This window comes from Blastococcus carthaginiensis (assembly GCF_030731085.1).
GTDB classification, from domain to species: domain Bacteria; phylum Actinomycetota; class Actinomycetes; order Mycobacteriales; family Geodermatophilaceae; genus Blastococcus; species Blastococcus carthaginiensis.
Genome location: NZ_JASNFN010000045.1, coordinates 1 through 18,058, shown reverse-complemented (window position 1 = coordinate 18,058; position 18,058 = coordinate 1). Strand labels below are relative to the sequence as shown.

The window sequence follows — 18,058 nt, the reverse complement described above, 5'->3', positions numbered from 1 at the left end:
CCGTGCCGCTCGGCTCCTGCAGGTGCCGGCGCCCAGCCGATCACGCCGGACGGTCCAGCAGCTCTCGGAGCGTCGCGTCGATGACGTCGTTGTCGGGCTGGTTCATGCCGAGACCACCGAAGTGACCCCAGATCGTGTCGATGACCCGGACCTCACCGTTCGGGATGAACTGGGCAGCCCACTGCTCGTCCTCCGGCGGGAAGTACAGGTCGGTGCGGGCCGGCATCGCGATCAACGGGCAGCGGATGGAGCGCAGGGCGGCCTCGGTGTCCCCGCCGAAGCCCGGGGTCTGCCCGACGTCGCCGTGTTCCCAGGTCCACAGCATGGCCAGCAGGTCGTTGGGGTCGCGGTCGTCGAGCCAGTACCCCTCCCAGAACCCGACGAGGAAGTCCTCGAGGGAGGAGTAGCCCATCTGCCGGTACTCGCGTTCCCAGTAGAAAGCCTGGGAGAGACCCCAGCCGGCATAGATGCGGGCGAAGGCGCGCAGACCGGCGGTGGGCGGGGCGCCGGGGGAGTAGTGGCCGCCCTGGAACGCCGGGTCGAGGGTCAGCGCGGCGCGGAGGCTCTTCAGGAACACCTGGTTGTGCTCGCTGGTGCGGCTGGAGCCGACGATCGGCGCGGCGCGCTTGACCATCCCGGGGTGGCTGACCGCCCACTGGTAGGTCTGGCCCGCGCCCATCGAGGAGCCGACGACCAGCTCGACGGATCGGATGCCCCACTTCTCCGTCAGCAGGCGGTGCTGCGCCTCGACCTGGTCGTGGAAGGTGACCGGCGGGAAGTGCGGCCCGTCGAACGGCTGCGGGGTGTTGCTCGGCGATGAGGACAGACCGTTGTTGAGCTGATCGGGGACGACGACGAAGTACCTGTCCGGATCGCAGGCCTTCCCCGCCCCGATGGACCACTCGTTCTGGTCGTGCCAGGCGCTGAACCAGGTGGGGTGCACGATGACGTTCGACTTGTCCTCGTTCAGCGTGCCGTATGTCTTGTACGCGAGCTGCGCTCCCCGCAAGGTGGCGCCGCTCTGCAGGGGCAGCTCCCCGAGGTCGAACAGCTCGTGATCAGTCGGTGCCGGCACGGGAACTCCGTTCACGTGGAAACTTCTCCGCAGCCTGCCCTGCGCCCCGGAGGACGGCAAGCCGAGATCCACCGACCGCGCGGGCTCAGGCCGTCGCGAGCCGTTCCAGGAGGCGGCGAAGGGTGTGTGCCTCGGCCTCGGACAAGGGTGCCAACCCGTCCCGCTCCGCCTCGGCGATCCGCGGGGCCAGCGACTGGTGACGTGCCCGGCCGCGGTCGGCGACGTGGACGAGTACCCGTCGCCGGTCCGCGGCGTCGACGTTGCGGTACAGCAGCGCGCGTTCGGCCAGCCGGTCGACGATCCGGGTGAGCGTCGGCCCGGTGATGTGCGTGCGGCTCGCGAGATCGCTCATCGACAGGGGGCCGCACTGGATGAGGGCGCCCAGCACGCGCCACTGGTCGAGCGTCAGGTCGGCCTCGGTGAGGATCTTCTCGACGCGGCCGGACAGGCCGAGGGCAGCCTGGCGCAGGAGGTCGACGTGGGACACGGTCTGCCCCCGATCCCGCTGCAGCATGCTTGTCTCTTCTCGCCCGAGCACGCTCTTCCCAAATCTCGGGCAGATGAGCATAGTCATGCCCCACTCGGACGTTCGATTCTGGCAGACGTCCGGGACTCCCGCCTTTCTCGCCGTGCCTGTCACGCCAAGGAGGGAAAGCATTGGGTCGGGATAGCACCCTGCGGGTCGCGCTGGTCGTCCCGCTGCAAGGTCCTGCCGGGATCTTCGGCCCGTCCTGCGAGGCGGTCGCGGCGACAGCGCTGAGGCTGATCAACGAGACCGGCGTCCTCGGCCGGGAGATGAGCATCGAGGTGATCGACGGCGGTGCGCCGCCGGGGGAGATCGCGGCCGAGATCGGCCGGCGGATCGCCGCCGGAGGCGTCGACGGCGTCACGGGTTGGCACATCTCGGCCGTGCGTCAGGCGCTGGCCCCGATGACCGCCGGCCGGATCCCCTACGTCTACACGTCCCTGTACGAAGGCGGCGAGACCAGCCCGGGCGTCTTCTGCTCCGGGGAGACGCCGGCGCGGCAGATCGCGCCCGCACTGCGCTGGCTGCGCGACGTCTGCGGGGTGCGCACGTGGTTCATCGTCGGAGACGACTACATCTGGCCGCGCGCCTCGGTCGACGTCACCAAGGTCTTCGCCCGCCGGCTGGACCTGCACCTGGCCGGGACGGCGTTCGTCCCGCTGGGCACCCGCGACTTCACCGGCGTCCTGGAGCGGGTCCGCAGCAGCGACGCGCAGGGCGTCCTGATGTACCTGGTCGGGCAGGACGCGGTGGAGTTCAACCGGAGCTTCACCCAGTGCGGGCTGCAGGAGGACCTGATCCGCTTCAGCCCGCTGATGGAGGAGAACATGCTCATGGCCAGCGGCGCGGACGCGACCGGGAACCTGTTCGTCTGCGCGTCCTACTTCCGCTCGCTCGCCACGTCGTCGGCTCTGGACCTCGGCGCCGACTACGTCGCTCAGCACGGGCCGGACGCGCCCCCGCTCAACAACGCCGCGGAGTCCTGCTACGAGGGGTTGATGACGCTGGCCGCGCTGGCGCAGCACGCCGGGAGCCTGGACGTGCACCGGATGCTCGAGGTGGCCGACGGCGTCGGCTACGACGGTCCCCGCGGAGCCGTGTCGTTCGTGGGCAACCACCTGCAGCAGCCCGTCCACCTCGCCCTCGCGGACGGCGTCGATTTCGACGTCCTGACCGGTCTCTGACCGGCCGACGTCCCGCCGCCGGCCGGTCCGCACGGTCTCCCCTTGACAGATCCTTCCACCTGAATATGTTTCAGGTGAGGCGAAGGAGTGACCGTGGCCACATACATCTTCCGATGCCCGGACTGCTCGGTCTTCGAGGTCATCCAGCCGATGTCCTCGCTGACCCCGACGCATCCCTGCCCGAACTGCGCGGCGGAGTCCCCCCGCGTGTTCACCGCTCCGCACCTGGCGACGACCCCGGCCGGGCTGCACCGCGCCGTCGGTGCTGCGGACGCGAGTGCGGAGTCGCCGCAGGTGGTCCGCTCGATCCCGGACGGGGCTCCGCGTCCCCGCAGCCCGCGGTGGAACCCCATGACGGGAGCGGCTCCGGTCAACGCGGCCCGGCGCTCCAGGGGTCGCTACCCGTCCCTGCCCAGGTCGTGAACCATGAGCGCGGTCGGACTGCTCTACGTCGGCGTCGTGCTCTTCGTCAACGGCATCATGCTGCTCGGACATGTGAGCCCGCGTGGTGCCGCGCCCCTGAATCTCTTCGTCGGCGCTCTGCAGGTTTTCACGCCGACGTACCTCATCGTCGTCGCGGACGGTGACCCGGCGCGGATCGCGCTCGCCGCCGGCCTCTACTTCTTCGGCTTCACCTACCTCTGGGTGGGGATGAACGGGCTCACGGGAGCCCCCGCCGAAGGCCTCGGCTGGTTCTCGCTGACCGTGGCCGTCGCGGCCGTCGGGTTCGCCATCCACTCCTGGGTCGCCGTGGAGGACCGGACCTTCGCCGTCATCTGGCTGCTCTGGGCGATCCTGTGGTTCACCTTCTTCCTGCTGATGGCGCTGCACAAGGAGCACCTGACCCCGGCGATCGGTGTCCTCGCGGCAGGAGAGGGAGTGCTCACCGCCGGCGTCCCGGCCTTCCTGATCATCACCGGCTGGTGGGACGACACGGCTCTCACGACCATCGTCGTCGCCGTCCTCGGACTTCTCCTCCTCCTCGCCTGCATGCCGCTGAGCCGGCTGCTCTCCGCTCCCGCCATCGCTGCACAGCCCGGCACCGCGCCGGGCGTCCACTGAAAGGAAGTAGCCATGCCCGAGGTCGTGTTCAGCGTCGACCAGAGCAAGTCCATGCGCGACCAGGCGGTGCCGGGCCACAACCGGTGGCATCCCGACATCCCGCCGGCCGTGACGGTCAAACCCGGCAGCACCTTCCGGGTGGAGTGCAAGGAGTGGACCGACGGCCAGATCGGCAACAACGACTCCGCCAACGACGTGCGGGACGTCAACCTGGACGTGGCCCACATGCTCTCCGGCCCCATCGCCGTGGAGGGGGCCGAGCCGGGTGACCTGCTGGTCGTGGACATCGTCGACCTGGGCCCCGTACCGCAGGCGGAGGGCCCCAACTGCGGTGAGGGCTGGGGCTACTCCGGCATCTTCGCCAAGGTCAACGGAGGCGGTTTCCTCACCGATTACTTCCCCGACGCCTACAAGGCGGTCTGGGACTTCCGGGGACAGGAAGCCACATCCCGCCACATCCCAGGGGTCAAGTACACCGGGATCACCCACCCAGGGCTCTTCGGCACCGCCCCGTCGCCGGAGCTGCTGGCCCGCTGGAACGCCCGGGAGCAGGCGCTCATCGACACCGATCCCGACCGCGTGCCGGCGCTGGGACTGCCGCCTCTGATGGACGGCGTCCTCGGTGGGACGGCCGGCGGCGACCTGCTCGACAAGATCGGTCGCGAGGGCGCGCGCACGGTCCCCCCGCGGGAGAACGGCGGCAACCACGACATCAAGAACTTCACCCGGGGCAGCCGCGTCTTCTACCCGGTCTACGTCGACGGCGCACTGCTCTCCGGCGGGGATCTGCACTTCAGCCAGGGCGATGGTGAGATCAACTTCTGCGGTGCCATCGAGATGGGTGGCTTCATCGACTTCCACGTCGACCTCATCAAGGGCGGCATGGAGACCTACGGGGTGACCACGAACCCGTTCTTCATCCCGGGGCGGGTGGAGCCGCGCTACTCCGAATTCCTGACCTTCATCGGGGTCTCGGTCGACCACCGCGACGACACCAACTACTACATGGACGCCACGCTGGCCTACCGGAACGCCTGCCTGAACGCGATCAGGTACCTGGAGAAGTGGGGCTACACCGGGGAGCAGGCCTACTTCCTGCTCGGCACCTCGCCGATCGAGGGACGCATCGGCGGGGTGGTGGACATCCCGAACGCGTGCTGCTCGCTGTTCCTGCCGACGGAGATCTTCGACACCGACATCAGGCCCAGCGCAGGAGGGCCGCAGCGGCAGGACCGCGGCCAGGTGGCCGTCACCTCCTGACCGGCCGGAGCCTCCTGGTGCGGGCGGTCCAGCGCTCCGGCCCGCCCGCACCGGTGCCGCCGCCGGGCGGACGCCGGCACCCGGCGCTGCCTCGTGAACCGTGAGCGTCCGGAGCCGTGGCCGTCCGGTCGGCCGACGACGGCCCGTCTCATCGCCTCCGGTGCCGTCGCGAACCTCGCGGTGGGCACCCTCTTCGCCTGGAGCCTCGTCGCGCCCCGGGTGATGGCCGATGCGGGAGCGGCGCAGGGCCGCGGCTCGGCCGTGTTCGCGCTCGCTCTCGTCGTCTTCACCGTGACGCTGCTGTGGGTAGGTCGCGGGCAGCGTCGTCTGGGCCCTCGCGGACTGCTCGGCGTGGCCGCCGTCCTGGCGGGCGCCGGGCTCGGGCTGACCGCCGCAGGGCAGCGGCCGGAGATCCCCTGGATCGGGATCGGGTTGCTGTTCGGCGCGGCCAACGGGCTCGCCTACGGCGTCGCGTTGTCGCTGGCCGCGCGCGTGGTCGACGCGCGCCGAGGTGCGGCCAGCGGTCTCGTCGTCGGTGCGTACGCCATCGGCCCGGTGGTGCTGGGCGTGGTGGCGCCGCGCGTCCTGCCGGACATCGGCTGGCGCACCGGCCTCGCCGTCCTGGCCGTGCTCGTCGCCGGGCTGCTGGGCATCGCAGCGGCACTGGCCCCCGGTGGGCCGACGTCGGGGACCGGTGCCGGGCACCGGGACGGGCAGGTGGCGGTGCGCCGCCGGACCCTGGCCGCGCTGTGGCTCATCTTCGCCGGAGGCGCCCTCCCCGGCCTCGTCGTCTTCGGCACGGCCGCCCCTCTCGCGTCTGCAGCGGGGTTGAGCGCCGGAGCGGCCGGAACCGCCGTCTCCCTGCTGGCCGCGGGAAACCTCGTAGGACGGGTCGGAGCCGGCTGGTGGTCCGATCGCGTGGGGCGCTTGGCCGCCCTGGCGACCGCGCTCGCGGTCTCCGCCATCGCACTGGCCGGGTGGGCCGTGTCGACCGCCCCTGCCGTGGTCCTCTGCGGCTTCGCCGGCATCGGTCTGGCCTACGGGGCGATCTCCGCGCTGGTGCCTGCGGCGACGGCGGACCGGGTCGGACCGCGCGCGTTCCCGACGGTGTACGGCTTCGTGTTCACCGCGTGGGGGTGCGCGGCTCTCGCGGCACCGCTGTTCGACGGTGGGGCTCCGGCTGCCGGGGGGAGCCGGCCGCACGTGTACCTCCTGTTGGCGGCCCCGCTCCTCGTCGCCGTGGCCGCACTGGCGTCATTGGCGTACGAGGAGACGTCCCGCCTCGGCAGGTGAGCGCCGTGCAGTGCGGAGCTACCGGTTCGAGACCTCGGCTGCGTCGACGAGCTCGACCCGGTCGCCCACCGAGATCTCACCCGGCTGCTCGACGGTCGCGTACATGCCGAAGATGACCGCGCCGTCGTCGGGGAGGTGGGCGACCGGTGTCGTGAGGTCGCCGGCGAGCTCTCCCCGGTAGCGCACGATGGCCTTGAGCGTGTTGAAGTCGATGATCCCGCTGTCGGGGTTCTCGTTGGTGACCACGCAGCGTGGGACGGGCCCGACGACGCGCAGCCGGGTCTGGCCGACCTGCACGCACCGCCCGGCCCAGCTGTCCTCCTCGTGCACCTCGCACCCGTCGACCTCGAGGAGCATCCGGAACCGGCGGTGGTCCAGCACTCCGCCGCCGGGAGCCACGCCGCGCAGGTGCTCGATGGTGGCCGACGACACCAGCGTCACCGGGTGCACGTCGACCGCATCACCGGGGGAGTCGGCGGCCACGAGGTGCACCGGCTCACCGACGAAGTCGCTGAGCGCGGCCGACCACGGCCCGTCGACCAGGTGACCGGCCACGTCGCGGCCGTAGAAGTTGGTGACCACGGCCTCGCCCCACTCGTCCGCCGGGCCTTCCAGCAGCTCACGACCGGGTATCCGCAGGGACAGGCGTTCGTGCTGCTCGTCGAACTCGGCCGTGATCTGGACCAGCGGCCCGTGCTGCTTGCCGTTGAACAACCGCCGTCGGGCATCGACGAGGTAGAAGCGGCGGTTGGTCAGGACCCCGTTCCGGGTGACCGCGACGCGGGTCGGGTGGTGGAGTGCGGAGCCCTTGACCGGGGTGATCGAAAGGCGCGCGACGAACGGCATGGATCGCTCCCGGAGCCAGTAGGTGCCCGCGACCATAGCGGCCCCGAGCGGGACCGCAGCCAGGTGCGTCTACTCCCGTCCGTCGGCACCGCGCCGATCCGGCACGGGGGAGTCCACGTCACCGAGCGTCCGGCCCGCTGACCCCGCCCGGTGCTCCGCTGTCCGCGTCGGTGGCGTCCCCGCTGCCGGGCCGCGGTCACCTGCGCCATCGGCCTCGTCCACGTGCTCCACCGCCAGCACGAAGTCGTCACCGTGCCGGGTCAGGCCGTCGACGACGGCCTGCCGCACGGCCTCGAGGGCGACCGTCCGGCGCACCATCGCCGGATCGCTGCGCAGGTCCTTGGCCAGGGACACCATGAGCACGGCGATGACGACGGCGAAGGGCACCGCTCCGATGATCGTCAGGTTCTGCAGGCCCTGGAGCGCCTCGTCGCCCCCGGCGAGCATCATCACGGCCGCGACCGAGCCGGTGAGCACGCCCCAGAAGATGACCACCCTCGATCGCGGCTCGCGGTTGCCGCGCTCGGACAGCGACGACATGACCACGGAGGCCGAGTCGGCCCCGGTGATGAAGAAGATCGAGATCAGCAGCATGACGAGGACCGTGGCGATGCTGGACAGCGGCAGCCCCTCGAGCAGCCCGAACAGCTGCGCCTCCGTCGAGGACCGGCCGGCCAGATCACCCCCGGTCCGCTGGACGTCGATCGCCGCGCCGCCGAAGATCGCGAACCAGAGGATGCTCACCGCGCTCGGCACCAGCAGCACCCCGGCGACGAACTGGCGGATCGTCCGTCCCCGGCTGATGCGGGCGATGAAGATGCCGACGAAGGGCGTCCAGGAGATCCACCACGCCCAGTAGAAGACCGTCCACCCGGACAACCAGGTCGCCATGGCGTCTCCGCCGACCGCTTCCGTGCGCGCCGCCATCTCGGCCAGCTGGTCGAAGTAGGCGCCGACCGCGGTCGGGACCACGTTCAGGATGAAGACGGTCGGGCCGAGCACGAACACGAACAGCGCCAGGGTGAACGCCAGCACGACGTTGATGTTCGACAGGTACTGGATGCCCTTCGCGATGCCCGAGAACGCCGAGACCACGAACGCCGCGGTCAGGATGGCCAGGATCACCAGGATGACCGCGTTCCCGGCCTCGCCGACCCAGCCGATGAGCTCCACCCCGCTCCCGATCTGCAGGGCGCCGAAGCCGAGCGATGCCGCGGTGCCGAAGAGGGTCGCGATGACGGCCAGCGTGTCGATCACCTTCCCCGCCGGCCGCTCCGACACGTCGCGGCCGAACAGGGGGACGAACGCCGACGACAGCAGCTGCCTGCGGCCTCGCCGGTACACCCCGTAGCCGACGGCCAGGCCCATGAAGGCGTAGATCGCCCACGGGTGCAGCGTCCAGTGGAACAGCGTCGTCGCGAGCGCGGTGCGCACGGCGTCGTCCGTCCCGCCCTCGATGGTGCCCGGTGGCGGTTCGACGAAGTGCGCCAGCGGCTCGGCGACCCCGAAGAACATGAGGCCGATGCCCATACCGGCGCTGAACATCATGGCGATCCAGCTGATGGTCCGGAACTCCGGCGCCTCGTCGTCCCGGCCGAGGGGGATGCGGCCGTACTTGCTCGCTCCCAGCCAGAGGACGAAGACCACGATCACCGTGGCCAGCAGGACGAAGAACCAGCCGACGTTGTGCACCACCCAGCTCAGCCCCGCGCTCGACGTGCTGCCGAGGGTGCCGGGGGACAGGAAGCCCCAGATCACGAGCGCGAGGGCCAGGACTGCGGCGACGCCGAAGACCACCGTGTCCAGCCCGCGGGAGTCCTCCGAGACGTCCGCCGGGGGCTGGACGAGCGCGGGGTGCCGGCGGGGCGCCCCCTTCGGGTGCCGGGCGGTCGGCCCGGCCGGGGATGGCCTGCTCCCGGAAGATCCGTCGTTCTCGCTCATGTGACGCGCGGCGCCGACGTGCGGCGCCCCTCCTCTCGCCGTCGACGTTCCCGCGTGCGGCCTCCGCCGAGCGCGGGAGAAGGTGCGGAGCGACGCCATCTCGCCGCCGTCGGGCCGGGGCAGCCCCCGGACCGACCCGACCGGGGTGCCCGCGCGGCGCCGGGAGCACACCTCGGGGCCCGAGCCGGTGGTCGTGGCGCCGTCGGGCGTCGTCGCGTGCGACGCCCTCCGGTGCCGGCCCTCTGCCGCCGGCACAGGTGGAGGGTCAGGGTGGTCACCCGTTCGGGGACGCCTGCTGCCGGCTGCCGGTCTTGTGCCGGTACATGGCGGCGTCGGCGCGTGCGATCAGCTCCGCCGCCTCGCCGGCGTCGAGGGGGAACAGCGCGGCGCCGGAACTGGCGCGGAGACGGACCGTGGCGTCGGGCAGCTCGAACGGGGCATCGAGAGCAGCGTGGAGGTGCTCCCGGACCCGACGGACGGTCTCCTCGGCCGAGGGTCCCCGTGCAGGGCCTTCCCGCCGTCCTCCTGCCGGCGGGAGACCGGCGAGCACCACGAGGAACTCGTCGCCACCGAGTCGTCCGAGCAGGTCACCGGCGCGCACCGCCGACCGGAGGCGGCGGGCGGCCCAGGTCAGCGCCGAGTCCCCGGCAGCATGGCCGAACCTGTCGTTGATCGTCTTGAAGTCGTCCAGGTCCACCATGAGGGCCGCCACGCACGTGCCGCTCCTCCGTGCGCGTCGGAGCTCCAGCTCGAGGTGCTCGAGGACGTGGCTCCGGTTGGGCAGCATCGTGAGTTCGTCGTGGTGGGCGAGGTAGGCCGTCCGTCGTTCGCGCTCGATGCGGCTGGTGACGTCGAGCTGGTTGCCGATGAAGTGGGTGATCTCGCCGGCCGGGTTCGTGACCGGGCTGATGTGCAGCTCGTTCCAGAAGGTCGAGCCGCCGCGCCGGTAGTTGAGCAGGACGGCGTGCACGTCGCGCCCGGCGAGGATCCGGCGCCGGATGGGTTGCACCTGGCTCGGGTCGGTCGCCGGGCCCTGCAGGAAGCGGCAGTTGCGGCCGAGCACCTCCTCCTCGGAGTACCCCGTGAGGTCCAGGAAGGCCGCGTTGGCGTAGACCAGGGGAACATCCGGCAGGAGCGCATCCGCGATCACGATGCCGTTGCTGGCCGTCGCGATGGCGCGGAGCAGCAGGTCCGGGAGGTCTGCCGGGGGCACCCGCACGGCGTCCTGCGCAGGGGTGCCCCGCGCCACCGGCGACGGCGCGGCCGCAGCGCCGGACGTGGGGCGCACCCTCTGCAGCATCAGCCCTGCCGCATCGAGGACCCGCTGGCGGTCGTAGGTCAGCAGGTACTCCAGCCGGCGCCCCGGCTGAGCGTCCGGCCCGGTCGGCCGGTCTCCTCCGTCGTCGTCCCGGGAGGTCACGTCCCGGGCCACGAGAGCGGCGGCGAAGTGCGGGCTGACGACGATGACCACCCACTGCCCGGTGAGCGGGTCGTCGGCCTCCAGAGCGGTCCCGTGGACGCCGGGGGCGGGTTCGTCGGGCATCCCGGCACCGGTGACCGCGGTCAGGGCCGAGAGGCTGGCCAGCGACTCGTACCGTCGACGGGTCGCCGGGGTCATGGCCTGCGCGTCCTGGAAGTTCGCCAGGACCACCGTCTGTTCGTCGAGGAGCAACGCCTGCCGTTCCAGTTGGCGGGTCATCGAGGCGACCAACGGCTCGGCGGCACGCTGCGCGGTCGAGGTCGCGGCGAGCACCGCGAACGGCGTCCGGGGCACCTCCACGGGCCCGGCACCACGCGCACGTGCCGACGGGACGGAGAGCGCGGACATGCCGTCGGTGGGCAGCGGTCCGGGACGTCCGAACATCCACCCCTGACCCAGTCGAGCGCCCATGGCCAGTGCACGGTCGAGGTGCTGCTCGCTCTCGATGCCTTCCGCGAGGAGGATCGCGCCGGATCGCTCGGCCTCCGCGCGCACCGCGTTGACCACCGCGGCGGTCAGCAGGGTCGTGTGCCCGCGGACCAGGGCGAGATCGAGCTTGATCACGTCGGGCCGCAGGAACGGCATGAGCGCGAGCCCCTTGGGCTCTGCACCCGCATCGTCCAGGGCCACGCCCCAGCCGAGGTCGCGGAGGACCTGGACGCCACGGACCACTTCGGCGGCTCGCTCCAGGAGGTCACGTTCGGTGACCTCCACAACGACACGGACGTGCTCCGCCACCGCGTCCGCCAGCGCCGTCAACCGCCGCGGGCCCAGGGCCGACAACGTGGCCGGCTCGACGTTGACGAACAGCGTGACGGCAGCGGAACTCTGCGCGGCACCCCGCAGCGCGGAGCGGAGGCAGGCCTCGTCGAGGTCGGCCGGCGTCCCGGCGGCCCGTCCGGCTGCGAAGAGCGCTGCGGCGGACTCCAGCGGTCCCGGTGCTCCCCGGGAGAGCGCCTCGACGCCGACGAGCGTGCCGTCGTGGAGGTCGACGATGGGTTGGTACAACGATCGGACCGTCCACCTGGGGGCGCCGGGCGACGTCACGCTCGACACCCTCCCACGCGGCCGGGGGTTCAGCGCGACCATCGACCCGGTGGCAGGTAACGGCTCTGAGCGTGGTGCTGGCCGAGTCCGCGCGATGAGGCACCGGCAGGCGGCCCGGTGTCCGTTCCGCTCATCGGGAGCCGGACGTAGCGGTCGGCCACGAAGGCGTGATCGACGAGGTGGAGAACGCGGTCACCAGCTGAGCTCCCGCTCGCAGCAGCCCCTCTCGCGTGGCTCGGGGACGGGAACTGCTGGTTCGGGGCGGGAGCTGCGCTGAGGCCACCTGTGGGGTGACGGCGGGAAGTGGTCCGGTGCTGGGCGACCCCGACCGACGCGGAAGCGCCGGTCAGCGGGGCCCCGGTCCCAGCGGGTCGACGCCGGCGACCGTGCCGGAGGACGACCGAACGGCGAAGCGGGCGAACAGTTCCTCCGCGTACCAGCCCTCCCGGTGGGTCCGCTCGATGACGACCGTGTGCGGGGACCGCCCGTAGGCGAAGGCGTTCAGCGACGACGACGAGTCCCAGAGGCTGAAGGTCCCCTGCAGGCCCAGCGGCGCCTCACCGATGCCCAGCGCCATCCGCAGGCCGGAGGACTCGTGCAGATCCGCGGAGACCGGGGGAACGGCGGTCCAGAAGCGTGCCGCCCGCCGCAGCACCAGGCGGGCGCGGGTGATCGCGGCGACGGGACCGTCCCAGACCCGCGGGCGGGGTCTGCCGAACGGCTCCTGCCCGGACCACAGCCCGCGCGCGGAGAGGGGCTCGAGATGGGCCACCCACTCCTCGTCGGCGAAGCGTCGCCAGCGCGCAGGCGGCCCGGAATCCTGGAATGCCATGGGCGAGGTCAGGTCGTCCCAGACCGCGAGCAGTCCCCACTGGCGTGGATCCGCGTCCCGGACGGTGAAGGTCCGACCGCTTCCGGTGCCGAGCAGCTTGGCGAACCGCAGGCCGGGCGTCCGTCGCAGCGGACGGCGGTCGGCGGCCATGTGGACCAGCGCGCGCGGGATCGCGTGCGTCGAGACCTGCCACAGATGAAGGGTCACGACAGCCGGGAGGGTCACCAGGAGGATGCTGCCGCACGTCCCGCGAACAGGCGTGGTGCATGGCCGGCATCCGCCTCTCGAGCAGGGCCCCGAGCCGATTCCCGGTCCGGCCGACAGCTCGGTTCACGGTGGACAGCCTCAGCCACCCACGACGGACAGCTGCTCCGCACCGCGGAGACCGGCCAAGGCGTCCGCGACGGCCAGCGGCGACCACGTCAGCCCGGCGTCGGGCAGCGACCGCAGCGCGGAGGTGTAGCGCGCGAAGACGGCGAAGTCGGCCGGGAACGCCCGCGGGTCGACGCCGAGCAACCGACCGCGGCGGCGGGCCAGCTCGGCGATGCGCTGCCAGGTCCGGGCGTCGGCCAGTCCCCGGGATTCGACCCCGTGGCTGAACAGCAGGACGTCGACGTCGTCGTACGTCGTCGAGACCAGGTAGTCGGACAGATCGCGGGCGGCCGACTGGACCGGGAAGAAGGTCCAGAACGGCACGGACCCCGTGGCGATCGTCCGCCACGGGTCGTGCACGACGAACGAGCTCACCAGCAGTCGCTGGGCAGCGCCACCGCGGCGTCGTGTCCACGACCGGAGCACGTCGGCGACAGCGGCGGCGGGATCCTGCGGGTGGCCGTACCGCACCTCGACGACCGGGTGGCCGGTGCGGTGCGCTGCCTTCCGGAGCCCGTCCAGCAGTGGGTCGGCGAACCCCCACTCGGCCTCGGCGGCGGTTCCGTCGGGTGTCGGGACGCCGGGTGCGTGGTGATACTCCTCGGCAGACATGCCGCCCTGCGCACCGACCTGGAAGACGTGCCGGTCGCCGACGCGGGTGACGGGCCAGGTCGACATGTCCCGTACGACGACGACCGGCGCCCCCGGCTCGAGCCGCTCATCGAGGAAGCGCTGGTACGCCGGTGGCAGGCTGGTCCACTTCACCCGGAAGTACGCCATCTGGGAGCCACTGAGCGCGTCCTGGTTGGCGTCCTGCATCTGGTGCAACGCCACCCGTGGGTTGTGCGCCAGGAGGGACGGGCCGTGGCGCGCGCCGAAGTCGAGCGCCGCCGGCATGTCCGCCGGGTCGGCGCCGCGGCGGCGCACCGGCACGAGCAGCGTCTGGGGCAGCCACGGGACGCCGCAGGCGGCCGCCAGATGGGTCAGCGCGCCGTTCGACGAGCCGATCAGCACGGCCGGATAGCGCCGTTCCGGATAGGTCCGCGCGACCCAGGAGGCGGCCTCGTCCAGGTCGATGTCGCCGAGCCGGTCGACCGCGACCCCTTCCCGCCCGCTCGCGACCGCGTACGCACGGCAGCGAAGGGGCCGCGGAAGCAGCGCGCTGGCCCGCACGGGCAGGGCCTTCCACCGCGACTGACCCAGATAGGGGAAGTCGCGGCCCTCGATCGCACGGGCCAGGGCCATGAAGAAGGCGCTGGCCGAGTCGAACGACGCGACCGCCTCCTCGGGCGGCACGTGGCGGCTCCGGCGGGCCAACTCAGCGCGCCTCGGCCGACAGCCCGCGCAACGGCGCCGACCAGACCCCCGGATCCAGCCACAGGAACGCGTGGGCACCGGGGACCGTCACGACGTCGCCGTCGGCCGACTCGGCGAGCCCGCGCACCCAGGAGTCGGTGGTCAGCCGGTCGTCCTCGGCACGGATGACCAGCACGGGCACCCGGAGGCGGGCGACCTGCTCCTCGATCCGGTCGGCGAGATGGACCCTGACCAGGTGGGCAGCCCCCGCGATGCCGGCGCGCCGCCACTCCGGCACGTGGTTCTCCACGAGGCCGGGCGAGGGGGAGCGGGCGTCCAGCCGCCAGCGGTAGAGCAGCTTGGGCAGCGGGCGGGCGATCGGGTCGATCGTCGGGCTGGCGAGGCCCACCGCCGCCACCCGCTCCGGCGCCAGCACCCCCGCCCACGCGGCCACCTGCGTGCCGCTGGAGTGGCCGACCACCACGGCCCGGTCCAGGCCGCTCGCCTCCAGCCAGTGCACCACCGCCTCCCCGTAGCTGCGGACGTCGAGCCGCCGTGTCGGCCGGCCGCTGCCACCGAAACCGGGGACGTCGAAGAGGTGCGCCTCCGTCCACGAGCCGAGTGCTGCACACGCAGGCAGCAGGTAGTCCGAGACGGCCATCCCCTGGACCACCACCACCGGAAGGGCGTCCGGCCGACGCTGGCCGAGCACGCGGGTGCGGATGCGCCCCTCCGGCACGTCCGTGTAGCGGAGGAGCATCTCGACGGGCAGGCGCGGTGGCTCCGGCATGGGCGAGCCCTACCCGCCTGCGGCTGCGCTACCCGGCCCGGCCGGGCGACGGCCTGCCCCACGGTCCTCGGCTCGATGCCCATCGGCGACCGGATCGGGAGGCTGGAGCCAGAGCTCGAACTGGATGCCGTCGGGATCCTCGAACGACACGAATCGCCCCAGGTCCAGTACGCGCACCGGTGAGTGCGCCACGCCGAGTTCGTCGAGGTGGGCGATCCACCGGTCGAGCTCGGCGTCGTCGGTCACCTTGAAGGCGAAATGATCGAGCCCGGTGTGACGGTGGTCGAACGCCGCGGACGAGCCGTCGTCGGGCTGACACAGCCCGACGACGAAGAAGCTCGCCGGGTCGAGCAACAGGATCCGCGGCGTGCCGGCCCCGTCCGAGCCGTAGCGGCGCAGCTCCTGCAGCCCGAGGACGCGCTGGTACCACTCGGCGCTGGCGTCCATGTCGCGAACGGTGAGAGCGATGTGCGAAGCACCTTGGAGGGAGGGCATGGCGCGATCCTGGCAGCCGGCGCGCGAGAAGCCGGGGGGCCACTACTCACGTCCGCCGAGCCGACCGAACACGGGGTCTCCACCACGTTCCCGCTGGAACGTGGTGGGCTCGTCGCAACGAACGACACCACTCCACGGTCGGTGACCGTGGAGGTTCTCTGCTGTGTCCGGGGGGGGGGGGGCGACACGGTACTTCCGCACACGCGCGGGCCGGCCCTGACGTGGCGGTCACCCGTAGGCGTCGGCGCGGTGCGAGATGCGCACGGCACGCACGAGCACCTCGTCGTCCTGGATGGAGTAGATGACGCGGTACTGGCCTCGTCGTGCGGACCGGTAGCCCTCGAGCTGGAACCGCAGGGGCTTGCCCACGCGGTGGGGGTCTGCGGCGAGCGGCCCGTACAGGAAGTCGACGACCGCGACGGCCACCGGTTCGGGAAGGTCGCACTCGATGGCCCGCTTGGCGGCTGCCGACAGGACGACGGTGTAGGCCCGGGGGCCGGTCACCGGCGGCGGGCCGCGAGTGCGGCCCGCACCTGGGCCTCGTCGTAGACCTCGCCGCCGGCCATCTCGGTCTCGGCCTGCCGGATCTCAGATCTGGCCCGGGGATCGGAGAGGATCTCGAGGGTCTCCATCAGGGACTCGTAGTCCTCGACGGCGAGGATGACGGCGACCGGGCTGCCGTTCCTCGTGACCGTGACCCGCTCGTGCGTGCTGGCGACCTCGTCGATGACGTGACTGAAGTGCGCCTTCACCGCTGCCAAGGACTGCGTCGTCATGACCATGATCCTGGTCAGGTAGCCAGTCGCGGTCGAGGAAGTCCATCGGCGGACGCCGATGAACCCGGCGCGCGTCGAACCTCTTCGGACACCGGATTGAACCCCCACGGCCTCCGGTCCGTGGGGGTTCTGCAGCCCCTGGACCAGTCGGACCCGGTGGCACGGCTACGGCACCTAGTGCCGTGTCAGGCAGGGTTTGCCCCGGTGGGGCGGTGCCTGATCCTCGCGGCGGGTGCCGGCGAGCGACTTCCCGGAACCGGGCTGGTTCTCGGGGCGGGCCACGGCGGGCCAGGTGGATCCGCCGCCACGGGCCACCGGATGGGTGGAGGTCGACCGGCCCGGGGGCCGGCTGAGGAGTCCGCGGCGGGGATCACGCCGGGACCGGCCGGCACCGGGCAGGTGCCGGCCGGCTCGACGGTGCGTGGTCACCGGCGGCGATCCGGTGACGAGGGAGCCACCGCTCGCGGTCCCGACCGGAGCCGGGGCGCGGGCGGCGATGTTGGCGGCACCGACCAGGTCGCGGTGCCCGGTGAAGCCGCACCCGGGGTGCGGACAACGGAAGACCCGGCCGCGCGGCTTGGCGACGCGGCGGGTGCAGACGGGGCAGGTGGAGGAGGTGCCGCGCTCGTCGACCGGGTGCACGGCGATCCCGGCGGCCTCGGCCTTGTCGGCCAGTTTGTGCAGCAGGTCGCCGACGGCCCAGTCGCGGACGGCCTTGTTCTGGCGCCGCCCGGCATCGCGGGCCAGCAGGCCGCGCGGGTCGCCGACGGCCAGGGTGCCGATCCGCCGCGCCACAGCCCAGCGCACGACCTCGGTCGCGGCCTCGTGGCGGGCCTGGGTCAGCCGGCGCCGGTGCCGGCCCTCCAGCCGGCGGCCGCGGGCCCGGTAGCGGCGCCACCGCCGGGAGCCGCGCTGGCCCGGTCGGGGGGCGCGGGCGGCGGTGGCGCGGGCGCGGGCCTTGCCTTCGGCCAGATGCAGTCGGTGCTCGGCGCGCAGCGCCCGCCCCGACACCAGCAGCCCGGCATCCCGCTTCCCGTCGGCGCCGCGTGAGGCCAGGACGGCGAAGGGATGGATGATGCCCAGGTCCACTCCGGCGATCCGGGCGGGATCGGGGCCGGCGCCGGGCGGATAGGTCGCGACGGGTACCTCAACGGTGACGTCGAGGAACAACCACCGACCTTGGTGTACCAGCCGCACCGAGCGCACCCGTTCGGCCGGGTAAGGAAGCGGGCGGGCCAGCCGCACCCACAACGGCGGGCGACCGCGGGCCACCGGTAGCCGCACCCGCGGTCGCCCGCTATCGGTTTCGATGGTGAAGGTGCCGGCGTAGAAGCGCACCGGCACCAGCCCGCGCCGCCGCCGCGGAAACCGAACCGACGCCTCACCGGCCCGGCGGCGACGGGCGGCGCTGATCCACGCATCGGAGTAGCCGCGCAGCACCGACCGCGCCCCCACGCTGGACAGCTCGCCGAACGTTCCCTCACCGGCCGCGGCCAGCTCCCGGCACAGCTCCTGATAACCGGCCAACGGCCGGTCACCGCGCCGGCGACGCCAGCCGTTGAGCTCCAACACCGCCGCCCACACATCCCCGCCCGAGCGCAGCAGACCGAACAGCCGCTGCCGCTGGCCGCCGGTCACCCGCAGCTCCACCCGGGCGGTGCGGTGCACCACCGGCGCCGCGGACCGATCCCGATGACGAGGCACATCCACACCCTGCCCGACCCCACCGACAGAAACAGGCGACCACCCAACAGGGCAAACCTTCGAGGCCGCAGCACTAGCC

At 72.4% G+C, this 18,058-nt stretch carries 17 protein-coding genes; 5 read left to right on the top strand and 12 right to left on the bottom strand.

All coding sequences use genetic code 11. From position 1 onward, the window contains the following. Positions 1-40: 40 nt before the first annotated feature. Positions 41-1,075: an alpha/beta fold hydrolase gene (locus tag QOZ88_RS22220; protein ID WP_306001866.1), complete on the bottom strand. Its 1,035-nt coding sequence runs from the start codon at positions 1,073-1,075 to the stop codon at positions 41-43. Between the two features lie 85 nt (positions 1,076-1,160). Beyond that, positions 1,161-1,589, bottom strand: coding sequence for a MarR family winged helix-turn-helix transcriptional regulator (locus QOZ88_RS22215; RefSeq protein ID WP_306001865.1), 429 nt, complete (start codon positions 1,587-1,589; stop codon positions 1,161-1,163). 143 nt (positions 1,590-1,732) lie between these two features. Between QOZ88_RS22215 and QOZ88_RS22210 the strand changes: the two genes are divergently transcribed. The 5 genes from QOZ88_RS22210 (at position 1,733) to QOZ88_RS22195 (ending at position 6,400) form a co-directional block, all read left to right on the top strand. Continuing rightward, on the top strand, positions 1,733-2,785 hold the full coding sequence (locus tag QOZ88_RS22210) for a substrate-binding domain-containing protein (RefSeq protein WP_306001864.1): 1,053 nt from the start codon (positions 1,733-1,735) through the stop codon (positions 2,783-2,785). Between the two features lie 87 nt (positions 2,786-2,872). Beyond that, positions 2,873-3,208, top strand: a complete 336-nt coding sequence (locus QOZ88_RS23235; protein WP_406568245.1) for an FmdB family zinc ribbon protein — start codon at positions 2,873-2,875, stop codon at positions 3,206-3,208. Positions 3,209-3,211: 3 nt separating this feature from the next. Beyond that, positions 3,212-3,847: an AmiS/UreI family transporter gene (locus tag QOZ88_RS22205; RefSeq protein ID WP_306001863.1), complete on the top strand. Its 636-nt coding sequence runs from the start codon at positions 3,212-3,214 to the stop codon at positions 3,845-3,847. A 12-nt stretch (positions 3,848-3,859) separates the two neighbouring features. Next, positions 3,860-5,107 (top strand): formamidase, encoded by a 1,248-nt coding sequence (fmdA, locus tag QOZ88_RS22200; RefSeq protein WP_306001862.1) that lies wholly within the window; start codon positions 3,860-3,862, stop codon positions 5,105-5,107. 93 nt (positions 5,108-5,200) lie between these two features. Beyond that, positions 5,201-6,400 carry an MFS transporter gene (locus tag QOZ88_RS22195; RefSeq protein WP_306001861.1) on the top strand — a complete coding sequence of 400 codons (1,200 nt, stop codon included), beginning with the start codon at positions 5,201-5,203 and terminating at the stop codon, positions 6,398-6,400. An 18-nt stretch (positions 6,401-6,418) separates the two neighbouring features. Here the strand turns inward: QOZ88_RS22195 and QOZ88_RS22190 are convergent, their stop codons facing one another. The 10 genes from QOZ88_RS22190 to QOZ88_RS22145 form a co-directional block, all read right to left on the bottom strand. Then, entirely contained in the window at positions 6,419-7,246 is an 828-nt protein-coding gene (locus tag QOZ88_RS22190; protein WP_306001860.1) for an MOSC domain-containing protein, read from the bottom strand. A gap of 69 nt (positions 7,247-7,315) precedes the next feature. Continuing rightward, positions 7,316-9,187: a BCCT family transporter gene (locus QOZ88_RS22185; RefSeq protein WP_306001859.1), complete on the bottom strand. Its 1,872-nt coding sequence runs from the start codon at positions 9,185-9,187 to the stop codon at positions 7,316-7,318. A gap of 274 nt (positions 9,188-9,461) precedes the next feature. After that, positions 9,462-11,675, bottom strand: coding sequence for a diguanylate cyclase domain-containing protein (locus tag QOZ88_RS22180; protein WP_306001858.1), 2,214 nt, complete (start codon positions 11,673-11,675; stop codon positions 9,462-9,464). 385 nt (positions 11,676-12,060) lie between these two features. Continuing rightward, the gene (locus tag QOZ88_RS22175) at positions 12,061-12,771 is read right to left on the bottom strand and encodes a monooxygenase (RefSeq protein ID WP_306001857.1); all 711 of its coding nucleotides are present in this window, start codon (positions 12,769-12,771) and stop codon (positions 12,061-12,063) included. Positions 12,772-12,891: 120 nt separating this feature from the next. Next, entirely contained in the window at positions 12,892-14,214 is a 1,323-nt protein-coding gene (locus QOZ88_RS22170; RefSeq protein ID WP_306001856.1) for a hypothetical protein, read from the bottom strand. 22 nt (positions 14,215-14,236) lie between these two features. Continuing rightward, positions 14,237-15,004: an alpha/beta fold hydrolase gene (locus QOZ88_RS22165; RefSeq protein ID WP_306001855.1), complete on the bottom strand. Its 768-nt coding sequence runs from the start codon at positions 15,002-15,004 to the stop codon at positions 14,237-14,239. 9 nt (positions 15,005-15,013) lie between these two features. Then, positions 15,014-15,499 carry a VOC family protein gene (locus QOZ88_RS22160; protein ID WP_306001854.1) on the bottom strand — a complete coding sequence of 162 codons (486 nt, stop codon included), beginning with the start codon at positions 15,497-15,499 and terminating at the stop codon, positions 15,014-15,016. A gap of 228 nt (positions 15,500-15,727) precedes the next feature. Continuing rightward, the gene (locus QOZ88_RS22155; RefSeq protein WP_306001853.1) at positions 15,728-16,003 is read right to left on the bottom strand and encodes a type II toxin-antitoxin system RelE family toxin; all 276 of its coding nucleotides are present in this window, start codon (positions 16,001-16,003) and stop codon (positions 15,728-15,730) included. Continuing rightward, positions 16,000-16,275 (bottom strand): type II toxin-antitoxin system Phd/YefM family antitoxin, encoded by a 276-nt coding sequence (locus tag QOZ88_RS22150; protein WP_306001852.1) that lies wholly within the window; start codon positions 16,273-16,275, stop codon positions 16,000-16,002. Before QOZ88_RS22150 ends, QOZ88_RS22155 begins: the two co-directional genes overlap by 4 nt. A 174-nt stretch (positions 16,276-16,449) precedes the next feature. Further along, entirely contained in the window at positions 16,450-17,943 is a 1,494-nt protein-coding gene (locus tag QOZ88_RS22145) for an RNA-guided endonuclease InsQ/TnpB family protein (protein ID WP_305999899.1), read from the bottom strand. Positions 17,944-18,058 lie beyond the last annotated feature (115 nt).

Excerpts from the sequence above, each read along its gene's own strand:
- QOZ88_RS22205 (WP_306001863.1), top strand. The coding sequence starts at position 3,212 with ATGAGCGCGGTCGGACTGCTCTACGTCGGCGTCGTGCTCTTCGTCAAC.
- QOZ88_RS22165 (WP_306001855.1), bottom strand. The coding sequence starts at position 15,004 with ATGCCGGAGCCACCGCGCCTGCCCGTCGAGATGCTCCTCCGCTACACG.
- QOZ88_RS22215 (WP_306001865.1), bottom strand. The coding sequence starts at position 1,589 with ATGCTGCAGCGGGATCGGGGGCAGACCGTGTCCCACGTCGACCTCCTG.
- QOZ88_RS22150 (WP_306001852.1), bottom strand. The coding sequence starts at position 16,275 with ATGACGACGCAGTCCTTGGCAGCGGTGAAGGCGCACTTCAGTCACGTC.
- fmdA (WP_306001862.1), top strand. The coding sequence starts at position 3,860 with ATGCCCGAGGTCGTGTTCAGCGTCGACCAGAGCAAGTCCATGCGCGAC.
- QOZ88_RS22185 (WP_306001859.1), bottom strand. The coding sequence starts at position 9,187 with ATGAGCGAGAACGACGGATCTTCCGGGAGCAGGCCATCCCCGGCCGGG.
- QOZ88_RS22190 (WP_306001860.1), bottom strand. The coding sequence starts at position 7,246 with ATGCCGTTCGTCGCGCGCCTTTCGATCACCCCGGTCAAGGGCTCCGCA.
- QOZ88_RS22160 (WP_306001854.1), bottom strand. The coding sequence starts at position 15,499 with ATGCCCTCCCTCCAAGGTGCTTCGCACATCGCTCTCACCGTTCGCGAC.